The organism is Micromonospora sp. WMMB482, from assembly GCF_019038635.1.
GTDB lineage: Bacteria > Actinomycetota > Actinomycetes > Mycobacteriales > Micromonosporaceae > Micromonospora > Micromonospora marina.
In genome coordinates this window covers 342,128-363,607 of sequence record NZ_JAHOPD010000020.1, presented here as the reverse complement: position 1 = coordinate 363,607, position 21,480 = coordinate 342,128, and the positions used below count along the sequence as shown (strand labels likewise).

Below are 21,480 nucleotides of genomic sequence, written 5' to 3'. Positions count from 1 at the left end.
CACCCGATCCGAGAGGACGCCCGCGATGAGCGCCGCACCCGCAACCGGCCAGGTTCCCGACGCCGCCGGTCACTTCGGCCGGTTCGGCGGCCGGTTCGTCCCCGAGGCGCTCGTCGCCGCGCTCGACGAGCTGGACGCGGCGTACCGGAAGGCGATGGGCGACGAGGACTTCCTCGCCGAGTTCGACGCGCTGCTGCGCGACTACGCCGGCACGCCCTCGCTGCTCTACGAGGCCCGGCGGTTCTCCGCGCGGGTCGGCGCGCGGGTTCTGCTCAAACGGGAGGACCTCAACCACACCGGCGCGCACAAGGTCCGCAACGTGCTGGGCCAGGCGCTGCTCACCAAGCGGATGGGCAAGCGGCGGGTCATCGCGGAGACCGGCGCCGGCCAGCACGGCGTCGCCACCGCCACCGCCGCCGCCCTGTTCGACCTGGAATGCGTCGTCTACATGGGCCAGGTGGACACCGAGCGGCAGGCGCTGAACGTGGCCCGGATGCGGATGCTCGGCGCCACAGTCGTCCCGGTGACGACCGGCTCGCGCACGCTCAAGGACGCGATGAACGAGGCGATGCGGGACTGGGTCGCCAACGTCGAGGACACCCACTACCTGATCGGCACCGCCGCCGGACCGCACCCGTTCCCGGAGATGGTCCGGGACTTCGTGCGCGGCATCGGCGAGGAGGCCCGCCGGCAGTGCCTGGACCTGACCGGCGCGCTGCCGGACGCGGTCGCGGCCTGCGTCGGCGGCGGCTCCAACGCGCTGGGCATCTTCCACGCGTTCGTGCCGGACACCGGGGTCCGGCTCTACGGCTTCGAGGCCGGCGGCGAGGGCGTCGGCACCGGCCGGCACGCCGCCAGCATCACCGGCGGCTCGTCCGGCGTGCTGCACGGCACCCGCACATACGTCCTCCAGGACGCCGACGGGCAGACCATCGAGTCGCACTCGATCTCGGCCGGCCTGGACTACCCGGGTGTCGGCCCGGAGCACGCCTGGCTGCACGACACCGGCCGGGCCACCTACCTGCCGGTCGACGACGCCGACGCGATGGCCGCGTTCGAGCTGCTCTGCCGCACCGAGGGCGTGATCCCGGCGATCGAGAGCGCACACGCGCTCGCCGGCGCCCGCGCGATCGCCCCCCGGCTCGCCGAGGAACTGGGCCGGGAGCCGGTGATCGTGGTCAACCTGTCCGGCCGGGGCGACAAGGACGTGCACACCGCCGGCGCGTACTTCGGCATCCTCGACAAGGAGTGACAGCGTGAGCCGCATCGGGGTCGCCTTCGACAAGGCGCGGGCGGACGGGCGGGCGGTGCTGGTCGGCTGCATGCCGGCGGGCTTCCCGACCGTCGAGGGCAGCATCGCCGCCATGAAGGCCATGGTCGAGGCGGGCGTGGACGTCATCGAGGTGGAGATCCCGTACTCCGACCCGGTGATGGACGGCCCGGTCATCCAGAAGGCGAGCGACATCGCGCTCGCCGGCGGCGTCCGCGTCGCCGACGCGCTGCGCGTCGTCGAGGCGGTCGCCGCGACCGGGGCGAGCGTGGTCACCATGACCTACTGGAACCCCATCGAGCAGTACGGCGTGGACGCGTTCGCCCGCGACATGGCCGCCGCCGGTGGCACCGGCCTGATCACGCCGGACCTGATCCCGGACGAGGCCGCCGAGTGGCTGGCCGCCTCCGACGCGCACGGCCTGGACCGCACGTTCCTGGTCTCGCCGTCCTCGACCGACGCGCGGCTGCGGATGACTGTCGAGCACTGCCGCGGCTTCGTCTACGCCACCGCGATCATGGGCGTCACCGGCGCCCGCGCGCAGACCTCCGAGGCGGCACCGGTCCTGGTCTCCCGGCTGCGCGAGGTCACCGACATCCCGGTCGGCGTGGGGCTGGGCGTGGGCACCGGCGCGCAGGCCGCCACCGTCGCCGGGTACGCCGACGCGGTGATCGTGGGCAGCGCGCTGGTGCGTTGCGTGCTGGACGCCCCGGACCAGGCCGCCGGCCTGACCGCGCTGCGCAAGCTCAGCGCCGAACTGGCCGACGGAGTCCGCAACCCGGCCCGCTGACCGCCGGCTCGCCATGCCCTTGATCGACTCCATTGCGCCGAGCTGACGTGGTCATAGACGCCAGGACCCCGCCACTTCGCCGAACTGGTGTCGATCATGCGTGAGCGGGAGGGTGGTCAGCGGCTACTGCTGTCGGCCTGCTCGGATGCGCGCTGGCCGGGCGGGGTGGGCGGCCCGTCGCCGGGTTCCGCAGCCGATTCGTCGGCAGCCGTGGTGTGGCGGAGCACGCCGGCGTGGCCGGCGAGCGCGTCCGCGATCGCCGCGCGCGTGGTAGGGGTCAGCACGTCGGGCAGTTCCTGCGGCGGCCACCACCGCGGCAGGCACCCGGCCGACGGTTCGCCGGGCGGCTCGACGCCGCCCGGCCCGGCGCGGAACACGTGCACCAGGACGTCCGGCCGCCCGCCGCACCGCCCGGCCGGCGGCGAAGGCGCCCGCGGGCCGGTGACCCGGTAGAGGCCGACCAGGCCGGTCAGTTCCACCGCCCAGCCCGTCTCCGCACGGACCGCCCGGACGGCGGCGTCCGCCGGGCTCTCGTCGTGGCGCAGCCGCCCGCCCGGCAACCCCCAGCGGCGGGCCCCCTCGGACCGGCGGCAGAGCAGCAGCCGGCCGGACCCGTCGGTGACGACAGCGGCGACAGCCCAGGTGAGCGGGCTCATGGACAAAGAGCCTACGACCGTGCAAACCAGAAGTCATCCGACCCGCGCGGCAGGCGGCCCGGGGTGCCGCACACACGGTCCGCACCGGTACCGTGTGCACCCGTGACCCTCGCCCCGATGACCCCACTGGCGGCCATGCCCAGCCCCAGCACCGCCGTCTGGCAGCTCGGTCCGGTTCCGATCCGGGCGTACGCGCTCTGCATCATCCTCGGCATCGTGGTGGCCTGCGTGGTCACCGAGTACCGGCTGCGCCGGCGCGGTGTGGCGCCGGGCGCGGTGCTCGACATCGCCGTCTGGGCCGTGCCCGCGGGCATCATCGGCGCGCGGATCTACCACGTGATCACCTCGCCGGAGAAATACTTCGGCGCCGGTGGTGAGCCGATCAAGGCGCTCTACATCTGGGAGGGCGGTCTCGGCATCTGGGGCGCGGTGGCCGGTGGCGCGGTCGGCGCGTGGCTCGCCGCGCGGCAGCTCGGCATCCCGTTCGCCGTCGTCGCCGACGCGCTGGCGCCGGGGCTGCCCCTGGCACAGGCCGTCGGCCGCCTGGGCAACTGGTTCAACAACGAGCTGTACGGCGGCCGGACCACGCTGCCGTGGGGACTGGAAGTGCACGTCATGGACCCGGACAACCCGGGTCACGCGCTGCGCGACGACGCCGGCAACCCGGTGCTCCAGCCCGGGCTCTACCACCCGACGTTCCTCTACGAGGCGCTCTGGAACGTCGGTGTCGCCGCGCTGGTGCTGTTCCTCGACCGCAAGCTGCGGCTCGGCCGCGGCCGAGCGTTCGCGCTCTACGTGATGGGCTACACGGCGGGCCGGTTCTGGATCGAGCTGATGCGCACCGACGAGGCGAACCTGATCCTCGGCGTACGCCTCAACGTCTGGACCGCCGCGCTGGTCTTCCTCGGCGCGCTCGCCTACTTCATCCGGGTCCGCGGGCCCCGCGAATACCTGGTGCCGCTGGGCGAGCCGGCCACCCCGGCCGCCCCGGCCGGCGACGTGTCCCAGGTCGACCTCTCCGCCCGGGAGGCCGCCGCACGGCCGGCCGCGCCCGAGGGCTACCGGGTGGTGACCGAGGAGCAGTTCGACGCGTACCGGACGACCGGTGTGCTGCCCCCGGCCGACGACGAACCGGCGCGGGCCGAGTCCGGCGGCGACGACGCGCCGGGCGGTGCGGACGGCGACGACAGCGCGAACGCCGACCGCGCGGACCGCGACGACACGGAGCCGGGGCGGGCGGACGCGGAGCGCACGAACGCCGGCCGGGCCGACGGCGGCGGGCGCCCGGCGGACCGGGACAGCTGAGCGGGGGAGTCATGCGCAGCGCGGTGGTGGTCGGCGCCGGCCTCGGCGGAATGGCGGCGGCCGGTGTGCTGGCCCGGTCGGGCTGGCAGGTCACGCTGCTGGAACGCGCCGACCGGGTCCGCCCGGAGGCGACCGCCGTGGTGCTCTGGCCCAACGGGGTACGCGCGCTGCGCGCCCTCGGGCTGGGCGACGGGCTGGACGCGATCGCCACCCCGCTGCCCGACGGCGGCGTGCGCCGACCGGACGGCCACTGGCTGGTGCAGGCCCGGTCCACGCCCGCCGAGCGGATGCCGGTGGTGGTGCACCGGGAGGACCTGCACGACGCGCTGATAGCGGGCCTGGGTGACCGGGTCGAGCTGCGGACCGGCGTGACAGTGCGGACCGTACGCGCGGTGTCGGGCGAGCGTCCGGCGGTGGGCGACGGCCGGCACACCTACGAGGCGGACCTGGTGGTGGCCGCCGACGGCACGGACAGCGAGATCCGCCGGCACCTCGCCCCGGAGACCGCGGTGGTCAGTTCCGGGTGCGCCGCCTGGCGGGCGGTCATCCCCTGGTACCGGGCTCCGCAGCTGCCTGACGACCAGCCGGTGCACGGCGAGACGCTCGGCGCCGGGTACCGCTTCCTGGCCGCCTCGCTCGGCGAGCGGGGCACGGCGGGCGCGTCCCGCCGGGGCGGCGTCTACTGGGTCGCCACGGCCGCCGGCGCGCCCCGCCCGGAACCGCCGGAGATCCAGCTCGCGCTGCTCAAACGCTGGTTCGCGGGCTGGCCCGCCCCGATCGGCACGCTGCTGGAGGCGACCGACCCGGAGGACGTGGTGCAGCAGGAGATCCGCGAGCTGCGCCCGCTGCCCAAGGCGTACGGCTTCCCGGCCGGCCCGGGCGGCGTGGTGCTGCTCGGCGACGCCGCGCACGCCATGCCGCCGCACCTCGGGCAGGGCGCCTGCCTGGCGTTCGAGGACGCGGCGACGCTGGCCGGGCTGCTGCGGGAGTCGCGGCTGCCGGACGCGGTGACCGCGTACGACAGGTTGCGCCGCCCCCGCGCGGCCACGATGGTCCGGCAGACCCGGCGGATGTCGGCGGTCCTCCAGGCCCGGGGCCGGCTGGCGCTGCGCGCCCGGGACGCCGCACTGGGCACGATCAGCCCGCGCCTGCGCAACACCGCCGCCGCGGCGGCCGCCGCCTGGCAGCCGCCGTCCTGACCGTGCCGCCGCGATCCGGCCTCTCGGCGGCCCGGTCTCCCGGCGGCCCGGTCTCCCGGCGGCCCGGCCCCGGCGGCGCGGGCTCGGGGGCACGTGGGCCGGGCCCGCGCTCAGATGACGGCGGTGGGCTCGGCGATGCAGGCGGTGCCCACCCGGCGGAACCCGACCCGCAGGTAGACGCGGGCGATGTCCTCGCTGCCGGCGCTCAGGAAGATCAGGTCGGTACCGGCGGCGCGCAGCTCCCGGGCGAGGGTGGCGGTCACCGCCGCGCCGAGCCCGCGCTGCCGGGCGGACGGCAGCGTGGCCACGCCGGCGATCTCCGCCACGTCGTCCACCCGCATCGCCATCCCGCTGGCGAGCGCGCCCTCCCCGGGCGCCTCGGCGAGTACCGAGATGCGCCGCCCGTCGGCGACCCGGGTCGCCTCCTCCTCCAGCGCGGCCACGTCCAGCTGGGCGAGGGCGGCGTCCCGCTCGGCCGGTCCGGCGTCGCCGCGCGCGGTGCCGCCGTTGGCGAAGCCGACCGCCGCGACGGCCCGCCGCAGCGCGATGTCCGCCGCGAAGCCGGGGTCGGCGGGGTCCAGCACCCGCACCGGTACGTCGGTGAACGTCCCCGGCTCGGGCAGCCGCTCCGGCTCCAGCAGCATCAGCGGCGCCTCCAGCACGCTGAGCCCGGCGGAGCGGGCCACCGCCAGCAGGTCGGGCTGGTGCTCGTGCACCCACTCGAACGCCTCCGGCAGGCCCAGCTCCCGCTGCCGGGCGCGGACCGCCGTCACGTCGGCGAGCGTGGGCGCCTCGGTGGCGTCGTGCCGGGGCCGGGCGTAGAACGGCCAGCCCGCCCCGTCCCGGACGAACAGCACCAGGGCGCCGTAATCCTCGGTCCGGGCCCCGTCGCGGGGCACCGCGTCGTAGAACCGCTCCAACCGGTCGAGTGCGTCAGCGCGTGCGAGATCCACCGCGCGAGACTACACGTCCCAGCATCTGGAAGTGTGATCAATCTGAACTGGCCTTGCGCCGGAAGCCCTAACGTAGACTCAATAAACCGCAGAGGGCCGACGTCGTCCCCATCATGATCCAACCTGAGTGACGACAGGAGGCCCGGTGGCCTTTCCGTACCCTCACAGCCCGCAGCCGGCCCCACAGGCGACCGGGCTCTACGACCCCGCGTACGAGCACGACGCCTGCGGTGTGGCCTTCGTGGCCGACCTGCACGGGCGGCGCTCGCACCAGGTCGTCGCGAACGGCCTCGGGGCGCTGTGCCGCCTGGACCACCGGGGCGCCCGGGGCGCGGAGCACAACACCGGAGACGGCGCCGGGATCATGATCCAGGTGCCGGACGCGTTCCTGCGCGCCACCGTCGACTTCCCGCTGCCCCCGGCCGGCCAGTACGCCACCGGCCTGGTGTTCCTGCCCGACGACGACGCGGCCGAGGCCCGCGCCCGCCAGGTGGTCGACAAGTACGCGCTGGTCGAGGGCGCCGACGTGCTCGGCTGGCGGGAGGTGCCGACCGACCCGTCCGGCCTGGGCGAGACCGCGCTCGCGGCGATGCCCCGGGTCCGGCAGCTGTTCGTGGCCGCGCACCGGCTGACCGGCTCGCCGGACGGCCCGGCCGGCTCCCCGCTGACCGGGCTCGACCTGGACCGGGTGGCGTTCTGCCTGCGCAAGCAGGTCGAGCGGGAGACCGCCGAGCGGGGCGTGCCGGCGTACTTCCCGTCGCTGTCGGGCCGCACGATGGTGTGGAAGGGCATGCTCACCCCGGACCAGCTCCCGGCGTTCTACCCGGAGCTGACCGACGAGCGGGTGGTCAGCGCCATCGCGCTGGTGCACTCGCGCTTCTCGACGAACACGTTCCCGTCCTGGCCGCTGGCGCACCCGTACCGGTTCATCGCACACAACGGCGAGATCAACACGATCCGTGGCAACCGCAACTGGATGCAGGCCCGCGAGGCCCTGCTCCGCAGCCCGAGCATTCCCGGCAACATCCGCCGGGTCTTTCCGGTCTGCACGCCCGCCGCGTCCGACTCGGCCAACTTCGACGCGGTGCTCGAACTGCTGCACCTGGCCGGGCGGAGCCTGCCGCACGCGGTGCTCATGATGATCCCCGAGGCGTGGGAGAACGACCCGGACATGCGCGCCGACAAGCGCGCGTTCTACCGCTTCCACGCCAGCCTGATGGAGCCGTGGGACGGCCCGGCGTCGGTCGCGTTCACCGACGGCGAGATCGTCGGCGCGGTGCTGGACCGCAACGGCCTGCGCCCGGGCCGCTGGTGGCACACCACCGACGGCCTGGTGGTGCTGGGCAGCGAGGCGGGCGTGCTCGACCTGGACCCGGCCACCGTGGTCGCCAAGGGCCGCCTCCAGCCGGGCAAGATGTTCCTCGTCGACACCGTCAACGGCCGGATCGTCTCCGACGACGAGATCAAGACCGAGCTGGCGGCCGAGCGGCCGTACCAGGAGTGGCTGCACGCCGGCCTGATCGAACTGGACGACCTGCCGCCGCGCGAGCACATCGTCTACACCCACGACTCGGTACGCCGCCGCCAGCAGACGTTCGGCTACACCGAGGAGGAGCTGAAGATCCTGCTCGGCCCGATGGCCCGCAGCGGCGCGGAGCCGATCGGCTCGATGGGTACCGACACCCCGATCGCCCCGCTGTCCACCCGGCCGCGGCTGCTCTACGACTACTTCCATCAGCTGTTCGCCCAGGTCACCAACCCGCCGCTGGACGCCATCCGGGAGGAGCTGGTGACCAGCCTGGCGTCCACCATCGGGCCGGAGGGCAACCTGCTCGACCCGGGCCCGGCGAGCTGCCGGCAGATCGTGCTGCCGTACCCGGTGATCGACAACGACGAGCTGGCCAAGATCCTGTCCATCGACGAGGACGGCGACCTGCCCGGCTTCAAGGCGGTCCGGGTCTCCGGGCTCTACCGCCTGCGCGACGGCGGCGCCGGCATCAAGGCACGGCTGACCGAGATCTGCCGGCACGTCTCCGAGGCGATCGAGGACGGCGTGCGCATCCTGGTGCTCTCCGACCGGGACTCCAACGCCGACCTGGCGCCGATCCCGTCGCTGCTGCTCACCGCCGCGGTGCACCAGCACCTGGTCCGCGAGCAGACCCGTACCCAGGTGGCGCTGGTCGTCGAGTCCGGCGACTGCCGCGAGGTGCACCACGCGGCCGTGCTTATCGGGTACGGCGCGGCGGCGGTCAACCCGTACCTGGCCTTCGAGTCGGTGGAGGACATGATCTCCACCGGCGTATTGACACGTGTGGACCAGGCTGAGCCGGATGAGCCGCCGTCAAAGATGGCGGCCAGGGCCGTCCGCAACTACGTCAAGGCGCTCGGCAAGGGCGTCCTGAAGATCATGTCCAAGATGGGCATCTCGACCGTGTCGTCGTACTGCGGCGCGCAGGTCTTCGAGGCCGTCGGCCTGGACACCCGCCTGGTCGACAGGTACTTCCGGGGCACGCCGAGCACGATCGGCGGCATCGGGCTGGCCGAGATCCACGCCGAGGTGGCGGCCCGGCACGCGCGGGCCTGGCCGGCGCCGGGCGTGCCGGCCGGCGCCCGGCTGGAGGTCGGCGGCGAGTACCAGTGGCGCCGCGAGGGCGAGCTGCACCTGTTCAACCCGGAGACCGTCTTCCTGCTCCAGCACGCCACCCGCAGCCGCCAGTACGACGTGTTCCGGCAGTACACCGCCAAGGTCGACGAGCTGGCCGCGCAGGCGGGCTCGCTGCGCGGGCTGTTCACGCTGCGCACCGGCGTACGCCCGCCGGTGCCGCTGGACGAGGTCGAGCCGGCCACCGAGATCGTCAAGCGGTTCGCCACCGGCGCCATGTCGTACGGGTCGATCTCGGCGGAGGCGCACGAGACGCTCGCCGTCGCGATGAACCGGCTCGGCGGCAAGTCCAACACCGGCGAGGGCGGGGAGGACGTCGAGCGGCTGCACGACCCGGCGCGGCGCTCCGCGGTCAAGCAGATCGCCAGCGGCCGGTTCGGCGTGACCAGCGAATACCTCGTCAACGCCGACGACCTCCAGATCAAGATGGCGCAGGGCGCGAAGCCCGGCGAGGGCGGGCAGCTGCCGGGCAACAAGGTCTGGCCGTGGATCGCCCGGACCCGGCACGCCACCCCGGGTGTCGGCCTGATCTCCCCGCCGCCGCACCACGACATCTACTCCATCGAGGATCTCGCCCAGCTCGTCCACGACCTGAAGTGCGTCAACCCGGCCGCCCGGGTGCACGTCAAACTGGTCAGCGAGGTGGGCGTGGGCACCGTCGCGGCGGGCGTGGCCAAGCTCAAGGCCGACGTCATCCTGATCTCCGGGCACGACGGCGGCACCGGCGCGTCCCCGCTCAACTCGCTCAAGCACGCCGGCACCCCGTGGGAGATGGGCCTGGCCGAGGCGCAGCAGACGCTGCTGCTCAACAAGCTGCGCGACCGGGTGACGGTGCAGGTCGACGGCCAGCTCAAGACCGGCCGGGACGTGCTGATCGCGGCGCTGCTCGGCGCCGAGGAGTTCGGCTTCGCCACCGCGCCGCTGATCGTCGAGGGCTGCGTGATGATGCGGGTGTGCCACCTGGACACCTGCCCGGTCGGCATCGCCACCCAGAACCCGGTGCTGCGCGAGCGCTTCACCGGCCGCCCCGAGTTCGTGGAGAACTTCTTCCTCTTCCTCGCCGAGGAGGTCCGCGGCTACCTGGCCGAGCTGGGCTTCCGTAGCATCGACGAGGCGATCGGCCACACCGAGCTGCTCGACGTGGCCGGCGCGATCGACCACTGGAAGGGCCACGGGCTCGACCTGAGCCGCGTGCTGCACCTGCCGGAGCTGCCCGAGGGCGCGGCCCGCCGGGGCGTACGCGCCCAGGACCACGGCCTCGACGTGGCGCTGGACAACCGGCTCATCGAGCTGGCCGGGCCGGCGCTGCGCGACCGTACGCCGGTCCGGGTCGAGGTCGAGGTCCGCAACGAGCACCGCAGCGTCGGCGCGATGCTCGGCGGCGAGGTGACCCGCCGCTTCGGCGGCGGCGGCCTGCCCGACGACACGGTCGAGTTCCTGCTGCGCGGCACCGCCGGCCAGTCGTTCGGCGCGTTCCTGCCGCGCGGTGTCACGCTGCGCCTCTACGGCGACGCCAACGACTACGTCGGCAAGGGACTGTCCGGCGGCCGGATCGTGGTCCGGCCGGACGCCGCCGCGCCGTTCGTCGGCGTCGACGCGGAGCCGGGCCGCCGCGCCGAGGACCAGATCATCGCCGGCAACACCATCCTGTACGGCGCCACCGGCGGCGAGGTGTTCCTGCGCGGCCGGGTGGGGGAGCGGTTCGCGGTCCGCAACTCCGGCGCCGTGGCGGTGGTCGAGGGCCTCGGCGACCACGGGTGCGAGTACATGACCGGCGGCACCGTCGTGGTGCTCGGGCCGACCGGGCGCAACTTCGCCGCCGGCATGTCCGGTGGCACCGCGTTCGTGCACCGGCTCGACCGGCGGCTCGTCAACGCGGAACTGGTCGACCTCTCGCCGCTGCGCGACGAGGAACGCGACCGGCTGCACGAGCTGGTCCAGCGGCACTTCGCCGAGACGGACTCGGCGGTCGCCGAGGACCTGCTCAAGCGCTGGCCGCAGGCGGTGGAGGAGTTCACCGCCGTGGTGCCCCGGGACTACCGCCGGGTCATGGAGATCATGCGGGCCGCCGAAGCCGCCGGCCGAGACGTCGACGACGCGGTGATGAGCGCCCTCTCCCCGGCGCCGTCCGCGCCCCTGCCGCCCGCGCCCCGGGCGGTCGCTCAGGAGGTGGCTCGTGCCTGACCCGAACGGTTTCCTGCGTTACGACCGGCGGCTGCCGGCCCGCCGTCCGGTGCCGGTGCGCATCTCCGACTGGCGGGAGGTGTACCCGCCGGCCGGCGAGGAGCTGATCCGCGAGCAGGCCACCCGGTGCATGGACTGCGGCATCCCGTTCTGCCACGACGGCTGCCCGCTGGGCAACCGCATCCCGGACTGGAACGACCTGGTCCGCACCGGCAACTGGGACGCGGCGGTGGAGTCGCTGCACGCCACCAACAACTTCCCCGAGTTCACCGGCCGGCTCTGCCCGGCGCCGTGCGAGGCGGCCTGCGTGCTCGGCCTCGGCGGCCAGCAGCCGGTCACCATCAAGCAGGTCGAGGTGGAGATCGCCGACGCGGCGGCGGCCCGCGACGGCCTGCGGCCCCGGCCCGCCTCCACCACGACCGGCCGGTCGGTGGCGGTGGTCGGCTCCGGTCCGGCCGGGCTGGCGGCCGCGCAGCAGCTCGCCCGCGCCGGTCACACGGTCACCGTGTACGAGCGCGACGACGCGATCGGCGGCCTGCTCCGCTACGGCATCCCCGACTTCAAGCTGGAGAAGCAGCACATCGACAAGCGGCTGGCCCAGCTCACCGCCGAGGGCGTGCGCTTCCGGACCGGTGTGCACGTCGGCGTCGACGTGACCGCCGAGCAGGTGCGCGCCGAGCACGACGCGGTGCTGCTGGCCTGCGGCGCGTTGCAGGGCCGGGATACGCCGGAGACGCCGGGCCGGGAGCTGCGCGGCGTGCACCAGGCGATGGCGCACCTGGTCGCCGCGAACCGCGTGGTGGCCGCCGCCGGGGACGGTCGGCCCGCTCTCGCCACGCTGCCCGACGGTACGCCGATCGACGCCGCCGGCAAGCACGTGGTGATCATCGGCGGTGGCGACACCGCCGCGGACTGCCTCGGTGTGGCGCACCGGCAGGGCGCGGCCGGCGTACACCAGCTCGACCTCTACCCGCAGCCGCCGTCGGAGCGCGACGCGGAGCGCGACCCGTGGCCGACCTGGCCGTGGCTGCTGCGCAACTACCCGGCCCACGAGGAGGGCGGCGAGCGGGTCTTCGCGGTCGCCGTGCAGGAGTTCGTGGACGACGGCACCGGCCAGGTCCGCGCGGTCCGGATCGCCGAGGTGACTGTGGAGAAGGTGGACGGTCGCCGCATCGTCACCCCGCTGCCCGGTTCCGAGCGGGAGATCCCGGCCGACCTGGTGCTGCTCGCCATCGGCTTCGAGGGCACCGAGGAACAGCCGCTGCTGGCCCAGTTCGGGGTGACCCGCAACCCCCGCGGCGCGGTTGACGCCCGGCCGGACTGGCAGGCTGCCGACGGCGTCTTCGTCGCCGGTGACATGCACCGGGGCGCGTCGCTGATCGTGTGGGCGATCGCCGAGGGACGCGCTGCCGCGGCGGCGATCCACACGTACCTCGGTGGGGTGGGCGACTTGCCCGCCCCGGTCGACCCGGCCCGCCAGCCACTCGCCGCGCGCTGAAAGGAAGGGCCCCCTCTTAACGCCTCGGGTAGAGGAGGGGGCCCTTCTTAACATCGCCGTCCGTGCGGCGGTCACGCCGCGCGCGCCGCACGGCGGTCGCGCCGCACGGCGGTCGCGCCGCACGGCGGGGCGCGCTCCGGCGTCGCCGGCAACCTGATCGACACGTGTGAACGAATCTTCCCCTGCTCGCCGAGCTCAGCTGTTCTATTTCTGCAAATGTTTCGATAGCATTACCGACCAGTAACAGCACTGATCCCTCGGCCACGCGCGCGGTCAACGGGCTCCACCACCCCTGCCCCGTGGAGGCTCTGCCATGTCCCGTCGCGTCCGTACCGCGCTCGCCGCCGTCCTGGCGGCCGTCCTCGGCGCCGTGCTCCTGCCCGGCGCCGCCCGGGCGGCCACCGTCAACTACGTCGCCCTCGGCGACTCCTACTCCTCCGGTGTCGGCGCCGGCCCGTACGACCTGTCCACCTGTCTGCGCAGCCAGAAGTCGTACGCCCCGCTGTGGGCCGCCGCCCACTCGGTCACCAGCTTCAAGTTCCCGGCCTGCGGCGGCGCGGTCACCGCCGACGTGCTGAACAACCAGGTCGGCCAGCTCAGCAGCAGCACCACGCTCGTCACCATCACCATCGGCGGCAACGACGCCGGTTTCGCCGACGTGATGACCAGTTGCCGGTTCGGCAGCACGTCCAGCTGCGAGAGCGCGGTCAACGAGTCCAAGGCGTTCGCCACCGCGACGCTGCCGGGCCGGCTCGACGCCACGTACACCGCGATCCGCAACCGGGCGCCGAACGCCCGGCTGGTGGTGCTCGGCTACCCCCGGCTGTTCGAGACCGGCTACTGCGGACTGTTCGCCATGAGCAGCTACAAGCGCACCATCCTCAACCAGGCCGCCGACACGCTCAACGGCGTCATCGCCGGCCGGGCCGCAGCGGCCGGCGGCACGTTCGTCGACGCACGGCCGGTCTTCACCGGTCACGGCGTGTGCGCCGCCGACCCGTGGATCCGTGACGTCAGCGGCGTCATCGAGGCGTACCACCCGAACGCCAGCGGCTACCGCTACGGCTACCTGGCCGCGCTGACCGCCGCGATCGGCTGATCCGCACGCGAGGGCCCCGCTCGACACCCCGTGTGTCCAGCGGGGGCCCTCGCGCCGGGTTGCATCGAGCGTCGACAATGGTGCGACACCCTGTGCCACCCGGAGGTGACGATGCGCGAACCGGTGACCCGGCCGCGGCCGGTCCGCGAGCAACTCCCGTCCGGCGGCCCGGAACTGCTCACCCTGCTGGCCCGGCTGCTGCGCCGACCACGCCGCGGCGACCGCCGGCTGCCGCTGCTCTGGCTGGTCCGGCCCACCGGGGACGGCGCGATCGCGGCCCTGCTGCGGCGTTTTGCGGCGCGCCGGGCCGGGCGACGGGTGCCGCACGCCGTGCTGGACCTGGCCGGCCGGCCCGCCGGCGACGACGTCGCGGCCGTCCTGCGCGAGCTGCACCGGCAGCTCTCCGTGGAGGCGTTCGGCGCTCCCCGGCTGCGGTTCCGGCACTACCCGCTGGCCGACTGGCTGATGCACCAGACGCTCGCCGTGGACCTGGACGCCGCCGACAGCGGCCGGGCCGCGCTGGTGCGCCGCCTGCGGGACTGGCGGGGACGGCGGGCCGGTGACGACCCCCAGGTCGGCGGCGACTCCGGCCTCGGCACCGCAGTGCATCTGCTGCTCTGGCTGCTGTGGCGGGCCGTGCCCAGCGTCGTGTTCCGGATCGCCGTCTCCGGCCGGGTGCCGCTCGTGGGCCGGCAGTACCGCTGGTTCATGCGCCAGCAGTACCTGGCGCCCCGGCAGTCGGTGACGTTCCTCGGCTTCGCCGAGCGGCTCACCGCCGGGTGGCGCGACGGCGAACACCCGGCCCAGGTGGAGAAGCTGCTGCTGCACGCGTTCCTGGAGGACCTGCGCCTGGCGTACCGGCGGCGGTTCTGGCGGCCGGGAGACTGGCGCCGCACCGCCTATCCGATGCTGGTGCTCGACGGCGCGCGCCCGGACAACGTCGGGCACACGCTGGTCCGGCTCGTCGACGAGGTGCGCAACGAGACCGGCCGCAACGACCCGCTGCTCGTCGTCGCGGTCGCCGCCGACCCGCCGCCGGAACCGGCCGCGGCCCGGCCGCTCACCCAGGCCGAGGAGGCGTACGAGGAGTGGGTGGAGGCGCTGCCGGAGAACCGCCGGCTGCGCCGCCCCGGCGCCTGGCTGATGCTGCTGGCGGCCGACGACCGGGACGTCGACGTCCCGGTGGGAGGCGTCCCGCCGGCCCTGGTCGCGCCCGACCCGCCCTGGTGGGCGCGGCGGTTCCTGCCCGCCGCGGTGGCCCTGGCGCTCGTCGCCGGGCTGGGCGTCTGGGCGCACGGGCGGTGGGCGCCGGACTGCCGTCCCTGGCCCGCCGACCGGGTCTCCGTCCGGCTCGTGGGCGGGGAGTGCGTCGGCTACAGCGACACCGCCGGACAGGTCTTCAACAGCGAGCCCGGGCAGGACCGGCTGCGCGCCGTGCAGCGGCGCATCTTCGCCCAGAACCGGGCCGCCGAGGAGGTGTGGCGGCGCAGCGAGCACCGCCGTCCCTACCTGACGCTGGTCTACCTGGGCAGCCTCACCGGCAACCGGACCCGGGCGGACGAGGAGTCCTACGTCTCCGAGCGGGAGGAACTGGAGGGCATGGCCACCGCCCAGTACGCCCTGCTTCAGGAGTCGGCGGCGGCGGACGACGCGGCGCTGCTGCACATCGTGGTGGCGAACGCCGGGCGGCAGATGCGGCACGCCGGCGAAGCGGTACGGATGCTGGAGGGGCTGGCCCGCGACGACCCCACGGTGCTGGGCGTGGTCGGGATGGTGGACAGCCGCGCCAGCACGGCGGCGGCGCTGCGCGAACTCAACCGGGTGGGCCTGCCGGTGCTCGCGCCCACCCTGTCGGCCGACCGGATGGACGCCAACTCCAGCCTCTACCTGGCCATGTCCGCGCCCAACCGGGATCAGGTCACGATGGTCGAGGCGTACGCCCGGCAGGTGCTGCGCGTGCGGGAGGCGCACGTCTACTGGACCACCGGCGAGGGCAGCTCGCTGACGAAGGACCTGTACGTCGCCACCCTCGTCGACGGGCTGCGGGAACGCTTCGGTGACCGGATCACCCGGCTCGAGGAGTGGCGCAGCGGACGGCGGCTCACCCAGGAGTGCGGCTACCCGGGGATGCTCTTCTTCGCCGGCCGCTGGTCGGAGTTCGACGGGTTCATGCGGGCGCTCAAGGAGTGCGGCGCGAATCCGCCCCGGCACCTGGTCGCCGACGACTCGGTGAACCGCTACATGGCCAACCCGGGGCTGCGCGCCAGCGCGCCGGGCAACCTGCCGGTCACGTACGTGTCGAAGGCCGCGCTGGCCACCTGCGCGGCGCTGCGGACCGCGCAGGCCGGGCGGGACGACGCCCGCGGCAGTTTCCTCACCTGGATCGGCGCGGACGGCCTGCTCGACCCGCCCCGCTGCCGCGCCGGGGCCGGCCCGCCGGTCGGCGAGCGGGTCAGCCTGGCCTACGACGCCACCATGATGACGGTGCGCGCGCTGGAGAGCCTCGCCGCCCGGCTGCGGCACGCCGACACCGGCCGCCGCTGGGAGCCCCGCTCGGTCAACCCGGTCGGGGTGCACGCCGAGGTGCTGCGGCAGAACGCCGCCGGCGGCTACCCGGGGGTCAGCGGCCTGATCCGGTACGCCCCGGACTCCGGCGAACCGGTGGCGAAGCGGCTGGCGCTGCTCACCGTGGCGAAGGTGCCCGACGTGGACGCCGCCCCGGTCGAGGTGTTCCACTGCGGCGTGGCCGACGCCGGCCCCGACCCCGGCTGCCGCGTCGCCCCACGCTAGGGCAGATCTTGGTACGCGCACGCCCCGCGAGGGGCGCGCCCGTACCAAGATCCTGAAAGGTCAGCGGTGCCCGTTGCCCGGCCGGCCCCACGGGCCGGTGATCGCGAAGACGTACCCCGGGGACTGGATGTTGGCGAACAACGTCCGCCCGTCCGCGCTGAACGTCGGCCCGGTGAACTCGCTGTCGTTGAGCTCGTTGCGGGCCAGCGGGTACGTCTTGCCCTGCTCGGTGACGCCCACCAGGTGCGACACGCCCTCGCCGTCCTCGGCCAGGATCACCCCGCCGTACGGGGAGACGGTGATGTTGTCCGGCCCGTCGTAGTTGCCGTTGTCGGCCTCCGGGTCGGTGTTCACCCCGAAGATGGTCTTCAGCGTCACCGTCTGCCGGCGCGGGTCGTAGAACCACACCTGGCCGTCGTGCTCGTTGGCGCTGCCGTCGTCGAGCCGGGCGTAGCTGGCCACGAAGTACGCGCCGCCGTCGCCCCACCAGGCGCCTTCCAGCTTGCGGCTGCGGGTCACCTCGGCGTCGGTGAACTGCTTGCGGACCGACACGGTCCGCGCGTCGCGGTCCGGCACCTCGACCCACTGGACCCGGTAGCGGGTGCCGGGCGTGGTGGCCTCGGACAGGTCGGCCACGTGGTCGTCGCCGCGCAGGCAGCGCATCGCGGCGAGGCTGCCGGCGGTCGCGCCGTCGGGCCGCTGGGCGAGCGCCCGCAGCGCGCCCTTGCCGGCCCGGAAGCCGGGCGGCGGCGTCCACCGGAAGTACAGGCCGTTGGGCCCGCTCGCGTCCTCGGTCAGGTAGATCGAGTGGGTGTACGGGTCGACCGCCACCGCCTCGTGGGAGTACCGCCCGAGGAACGTCAGCGGCACCGGGTCGGTGTTGGCGGACCGGTCGTGCGGGTCGACCTCGAAGACGTACCCGTGGTCCTTCAGGTACCGGCCGCCGGCCCGCTGCTCGGTCTCCTCGCAGGTCAGCCACGTGACCCACGGGGTGATCCCACCGGCGCAGTTGTTGTGCGTGCCGGCCACGCTGACGTACTCGCGCAGCCGCCGCCCGTGCTTGTCCACCTCGATGGTGGTGGTGCCGCCGCGGGCGCCCGGGTCGTAGGTGAGGCCGGGAAGCGCCGGCACCGGGTACGGCTCGTCGCCGCCGATCTCGTGGTTGTTCACCAGCACCGAGCCGCGCGGGCCGCGGAAGCAGCCGGTGCCGTCCGCGTCGCTCGGGGTGGGCTGCCCGGATTCCAGCAGCGTCGCGCCCGCCTGCGCGACGACCGTGTACGAGAAGCCCGGCGGCAGCGCCAGCAGGCCGGCCGGGTCCGGCACCAGGTCGCCGTAGCCGACTGCGGGGCGGCACGCGGGCCGGGCCGCGGCCGGTCCGGCGATGGCCTCCAGGCTGCCGGCCACCACGATGCCGAGTCCGCCGGCCACGCCGCCGCGCAGCAGGGACCGCCGGGGAAGAGGTGAGGTGGTCACGTCGTCGCCTTCCTGTGCACACGATTGCCTGGGGGAAGGCAAGCCGGGCCGGGGGAACGGCGGGCGGCGCGCCCGCCCGCCGGCGCGTGAACAGCTGACGAATCCCCGGTGCGGAACGCCCCGTGCCGGTGCGGCGCGCGTCCGTTAGGGTTCCCCTCGATCGCAAACGTCGGAGGGCGGACGGTGGGCAGACTCGCTGCGGCGTACCGGCAGGCGGTCGATCGGCATCGACGGGCGGTGCGGCACTGGGAGGCGGCCCGGCGGCTGCTGGGCGCCGCCGGCCCGGCGCCGGTGGGCAGCCCCGAGCTGGTCGCGCGGCTGGCCCGCCTCGGCGGTGAGCTGGCCGCCGCGGTGCCCGGCACCGCCCGCGTCGCGACCCACCCCGTTCCGGTACGCCTCGGCGCAGCGACCACAGTCGACGGAGCGTTTCCGGTGCTCGTGCCGGTGGGGGCGGGCGCGCACCTGGCCGTCGACGCGGACGCCCGCGACCCGCGCGTCGGCGAGCTGCTGCGGGCGGTGGTGGTGCGGCTGCTGACCGCCGCCCCGGCCGGCGCGATCCGGGTCGCCGGCATCGACCAGGCCGCCTTCGGCGCGGCGTTCCTGCCGCTGCGCCCGCTGCACGACGCCGGTGTGCTCGCCGCGACGGCGACCACGGAGGCGGAGACGACCGCCCTGCTCGACGCGGCCGAGCGGCACGCGCGTACCGCCCAGCGATCCGCGCCGGAGGACCGCGAGCTGCTGGTGGTGGTCGCCGCGTCCGCGCCGCCGCCCCGGGAACTGGCCCGCCTGGCCGCGCTCACCCATGCCGGCCCGGCCGCTGCGGTCTGCGTGCTGCTGGCCGGTCATCCACCGGCCGGGCCGTCCGCCGCGCCGCCGCTGGGCGCCACCACCCAGCTTCGCGTCACCGAGCGCTACACGCTCGTCGGCGACCCGCCCGGGCGCCCGTTCAGCACCGACGGCAGCGGGCTGGCCGCGCCCGTGGTGCTCGACGGCGACCCGTCGCACGCCACTGTGACCGCGCTGGCCCGCCGGTACGCCGAGGCCGCCGGCCAGGACGGCGTCACGTTCGCCGACCTGCTCCCGGCGCAGCGCTGGGCCGGGTCCGCCGCCTCCGGGCTGCGTACCGTCCTCGGCCGGGCCGGACGCCGTCCGCTGAGTGTGGCGTTCGACGACGTGACCCCGCACTGGCTGATCGGCGGGCGTACCGGCGCCGGCAAGACGGTCCTGCTGCTCGACGTGCTCTACGGGCTGGCCGCCCGCTACTCCCCGGCCGAGCTGCGGCTGATGCTGCTCGACTTCAAGGAGGGCGTCAGCTTCACCGAGTTCGTGCCCACCGACCGTGACCCGTCCTGGCTGCCGCACGCCGACGCGGTGGGCATCGAGTCCGACCGCGAGTACGGCGTGGCGGTCCTGCGCGAGCTGCGCGCCGAACTGGGCCGCCGCGCCGACCTGCTCAAACGGCACGGCGTCAGCCGGCTGGCGGACCTGCCGCCCAACGCCCGGCCGCCCCGGATCGTCACAGTGGTCGACGAGTTCCACGTGTTGTTCGCCGGCAACGACGCGCTCGCCCGGCAGGCCGTCGACCTGATCGAGGAACTGGCCCGCAAGGGCCGCTCGTACGGCCTGCATCTGGTGCTGGCGAGCCAGAGCACCACCGGCATCGAGGCGCTCTACGGCCGGGCCGAGGCCATCTTCGGGCAGTTCCCGCTACGCATCGCGCTGTCCGGCGGCGACGCCGTGCTGGACCCGCGCAACGACGCCGCACGCGGGCTCACCGTCGGCGCCGCCGTGGTGAACACCGGCGCGGGCGCGCCCGGCTCGGACGTCGAGGTGCGGTTCCCCGACGCGCACGCCGCCTCGGCCGACCTCGCCGCGCTGCGCCACGAGCTGCACGCGGCCCGCCCGGCCGGAGCGCGCCCGCCTGCCGTCTTCCGGGGGCACGAGACGCCGCTGCTCACCGACGACCCCGCCTGGACGGCGCTGACGCCCGGCGCCGACCCGCCGTACGCGCTCGTCGGCCGCGTGGTCGACGTCCCCGGCAGCCCGGCCGGGTTCGGGCTCGACGCCGGGCCGGGCCGGCACCTGGCAGTGGTCGGCACCGCGGCGGCCGGCGCGGACGTGCTCCGGTCGGCCACCCTGTCCCTGGCCCGCCAGCACGCCCCCGGCACCGCCCGGTTCCTGTTCGCGCCGCTGGCGCCGGGCACCACCGACGCCGCCGACGACCTGGCCATGACGCTCGCCGCCGCCGGGCACCCGGTCCGGCGCCTCGACGCCGGCGCGCTGCGCGCCCAGCTCGCCGAGGCCGCCACCGGCGACGCCCCGGCCTCCGGGCGCACCTACCTGGTGGTGTTCGGGGTGGACGCCGCCGCCACGACGCTCGCCGCCTCCGACCCGGCGACGTTCCGCTCCGGGTACGACGACCTGCGCGCCGTGCTGCGCCAGGGCCCCGCCCGTGGCGTGCACGTGCTCGGCTGGTGGCGCGGGCTGCGCCGGCTCGCCGACGACCTCGGCGGCAGCGGGCACCGCGACGACGTGACCGGCCTGGTCGCGCTCAACGTCCCCGCCGCCGACCTGGGCCTGCACCTCGGAGTGCACGACCTCGCGTACGTCCCGCGCGACGGCCGCGCCCTGCTCGTCGACCGGCACGAGCACCGCACCGCGCTGATCGTGCCGTTCGCCGCCGGGAGTGATATCACGTGAGCGCGAGGAGTGAGCCGGGTTTGCGAGCCCCGCAGTCGCGAACGGAAGACGGCTTTGTGAGCGCGAGGAGTGAGCCGGGTTTGCGAGCCCCGCAGTCGCGAACGGAAGACGGCCCAGCATGAGTGGATTCGACGAGTACGCGGCGCTGCTGCGGGAGCTGTCCACCCGGCAGCGGGGCGGGGAGCGGGAGATCGCCGCCGAGGCGGAGCGCCGCCGCGGCCTCCAGAGCGCCGTCGACTCGCTCGGGCAGCGCCTCGCCGCCCAGGGGCAACACCTGGACCGGCTGGGGCAGGCGATCGGCGTGCCGATGACGTCGGTCCCGGCGGAGGCCCCGGCGCCGGCGATGGTGGCCGGTGGGGGAGCGCCCGGACCCGCGCCCGGACCGGGGGACGGGGCGACTGGCGGCGCAGCCGGCGCGCCGGGGCGGCCGGAGGTCGGGGCGTACCCCTCGGGGGTTGTTCCGGCGCCGCGGGCCGGCGACCCGGCGGCGGAGCTGGCGGCGGCGGGCCGGCTCGCCGAGGAGGCCGACGGATACGGGCAGCAGGCGGACGTCTTGGCCCGCACGCCGGTGTTGCTGCCCACGTGGTCCGCGCCGGCCCGGGCGGTGGCGGTGTACGCGGGCTGCGCGCTCGCCGGTTCGCTGCTGATGCTGATCGCGATCGTGGGTTCGTCGACGCCGGTGTCCGGGCTGGACCTGGTGGCGGCGCTGTCCTGCGCGGGCGTGCCGCTGCTGTCCTTCGTGGCCGGTCAGGTCGTGCTCGCCCGCTGGGGCCGCCCGGCGCTGGAGGGCGACGCGCCGCCGCCCGGGCGGTACGTGCCGCTCGGCTTCGTGATCTGCGCGCTGGTGTCCCCGTCCTTCTTCTGCCTCTACCTCCTCCTGTTCCGCCTCCTCCGCTGACGC

General features: G+C 75.0%; 13 protein-coding genes. 10 read left to right on the top strand and 3 right to left on the bottom strand.

Going from position 1 to position 21,480, the window contains the following annotated elements:
- Positions 1 to 25: 25 nt before the first annotated feature.
- Complete coding sequence (trpB, locus tag KSK32_RS02445; protein ID WP_216928230.1) at positions 26 to 1,252, top strand: tryptophan synthase subunit beta; 1,227 nt, start codon at positions 26 to 28, stop codon at positions 1,250 to 1,252.
- Positions 1,253 to 1,256: 4 nt separating this feature from the next.
- Positions 1,257 to 2,060 carry a tryptophan synthase subunit alpha gene (gene trpA, locus KSK32_RS02440; RefSeq protein ID WP_018785208.1) on the top strand — a complete coding sequence of 268 codons (804 nt, stop codon included), beginning with the start codon at positions 1,257 to 1,259 and terminating at the stop codon, positions 2,058 to 2,060.
- A gap of 116 nt (positions 2,061 to 2,176) precedes the next feature.
- Here the strand turns inward: trpA and KSK32_RS02435 are convergent, their stop codons facing one another.
- A complete protein-coding gene (locus tag KSK32_RS02435) occupies positions 2,177 to 2,716 on the bottom strand; it encodes an NUDIX hydrolase (RefSeq protein ID WP_216928229.1) in 540 nt (179 codons plus the stop codon).
- A gap of 102 nt (positions 2,717 to 2,818) precedes the next feature.
- Between KSK32_RS02435 and lgt the strand changes: the two genes are divergently transcribed.
- Both lgt and KSK32_RS02425 read left to right on the top strand, forming a co-directional pair.
- A complete protein-coding gene (gene lgt, locus KSK32_RS02430; RefSeq protein ID WP_216928228.1) occupies positions 2,819 to 4,021 on the top strand; it encodes a prolipoprotein diacylglyceryl transferase in 1,203 nt (400 codons plus the stop codon).
- Between the two features lie 11 nt (positions 4,022 to 4,032).
- Entirely contained in the window at positions 4,033 to 5,220 is a 1,188-nt protein-coding gene (locus tag KSK32_RS02425; RefSeq protein ID WP_216928227.1) for an NAD(P)/FAD-dependent oxidoreductase, read from the top strand.
- Between the two features lie 110 nt (positions 5,221 to 5,330).
- Here KSK32_RS02425 and KSK32_RS02420 read toward each other — a convergent pair whose 3' ends face one another.
- The gene (locus KSK32_RS02420; RefSeq protein WP_216928226.1) at positions 5,331 to 6,173 is read right to left on the bottom strand and encodes a GNAT family N-acetyltransferase; all 843 of its coding nucleotides are present in this window, start codon (positions 6,171 to 6,173) and stop codon (positions 5,331 to 5,333) included.
- 145 nt (positions 6,174 to 6,318) lie between these two features.
- Between KSK32_RS02420 and gltB the strand changes: the two genes are divergently transcribed.
- The 4 genes from gltB (at position 6,319) to KSK32_RS02400 (ending at position 16,406) form a co-directional block, all read left to right on the top strand.
- Positions 6,319 to 11,019 carry a glutamate synthase large subunit gene (gene gltB, locus KSK32_RS02415; RefSeq protein WP_216928225.1) on the top strand — a complete coding sequence of 1,567 codons (4,701 nt, stop codon included), beginning with the start codon at positions 6,319 to 6,321 and terminating at the stop codon, positions 11,017 to 11,019.
- The gene (locus tag KSK32_RS02410; RefSeq protein ID WP_216928224.1) at positions 11,012 to 12,517 is read left to right on the top strand and encodes a glutamate synthase subunit beta; all 1,506 of its coding nucleotides are present in this window, start codon (positions 11,012 to 11,014) and stop codon (positions 12,515 to 12,517) included. The genes gltB and KSK32_RS02410 overlap by 8 nt, the downstream gene beginning before the upstream one ends.
- 313 nt (positions 12,518 to 12,830) lie before the next feature.
- On the top strand, positions 12,831 to 13,616 hold the full coding sequence (locus tag KSK32_RS02405) for an SGNH/GDSL hydrolase family protein (RefSeq protein WP_216928223.1): 786 nt from the start codon (positions 12,831 to 12,833) through the stop codon (positions 13,614 to 13,616).
- Positions 13,617 to 13,727: 111 nt separating this feature from the next.
- On the top strand, positions 13,728 to 16,406 hold the full coding sequence (locus KSK32_RS02400) for a hypothetical protein (RefSeq protein WP_216928222.1): 2,679 nt from the start codon (positions 13,728 to 13,730) through the stop codon (positions 16,404 to 16,406).
- 60 nt (positions 16,407 to 16,466) lie between these two features.
- Here the strand turns inward: KSK32_RS02400 and KSK32_RS02395 are convergent, their stop codons facing one another.
- Complete coding sequence (locus tag KSK32_RS02395) at positions 16,467 to 17,879, bottom strand: alkaline phosphatase PhoX (RefSeq protein ID WP_216928221.1); 1,413 nt, start codon at positions 17,877 to 17,879, stop codon at positions 16,467 to 16,469.
- Positions 17,880 to 18,062: 183 nt separating this feature from the next.
- Here KSK32_RS02395 and KSK32_RS02390 point away from each other — a divergent pair, with 183 nt between their 5' ends.
- Entirely contained in the window at positions 18,063 to 20,579 is a 2,517-nt protein-coding gene (locus tag KSK32_RS02390) for an FtsK/SpoIIIE domain-containing protein (RefSeq protein ID WP_216928220.1), read from the top strand.
- Between the two features lie 118 nt (positions 20,580 to 20,697).
- On the top strand, positions 20,698 to 21,477 hold the full coding sequence (locus tag KSK32_RS02385; protein WP_216928219.1) for a hypothetical protein: 780 nt from the start codon (positions 20,698 to 20,700) through the stop codon (positions 21,475 to 21,477).
- The last annotated feature ends 3 nt before the right edge of the window (positions 21,478 to 21,480 follow it).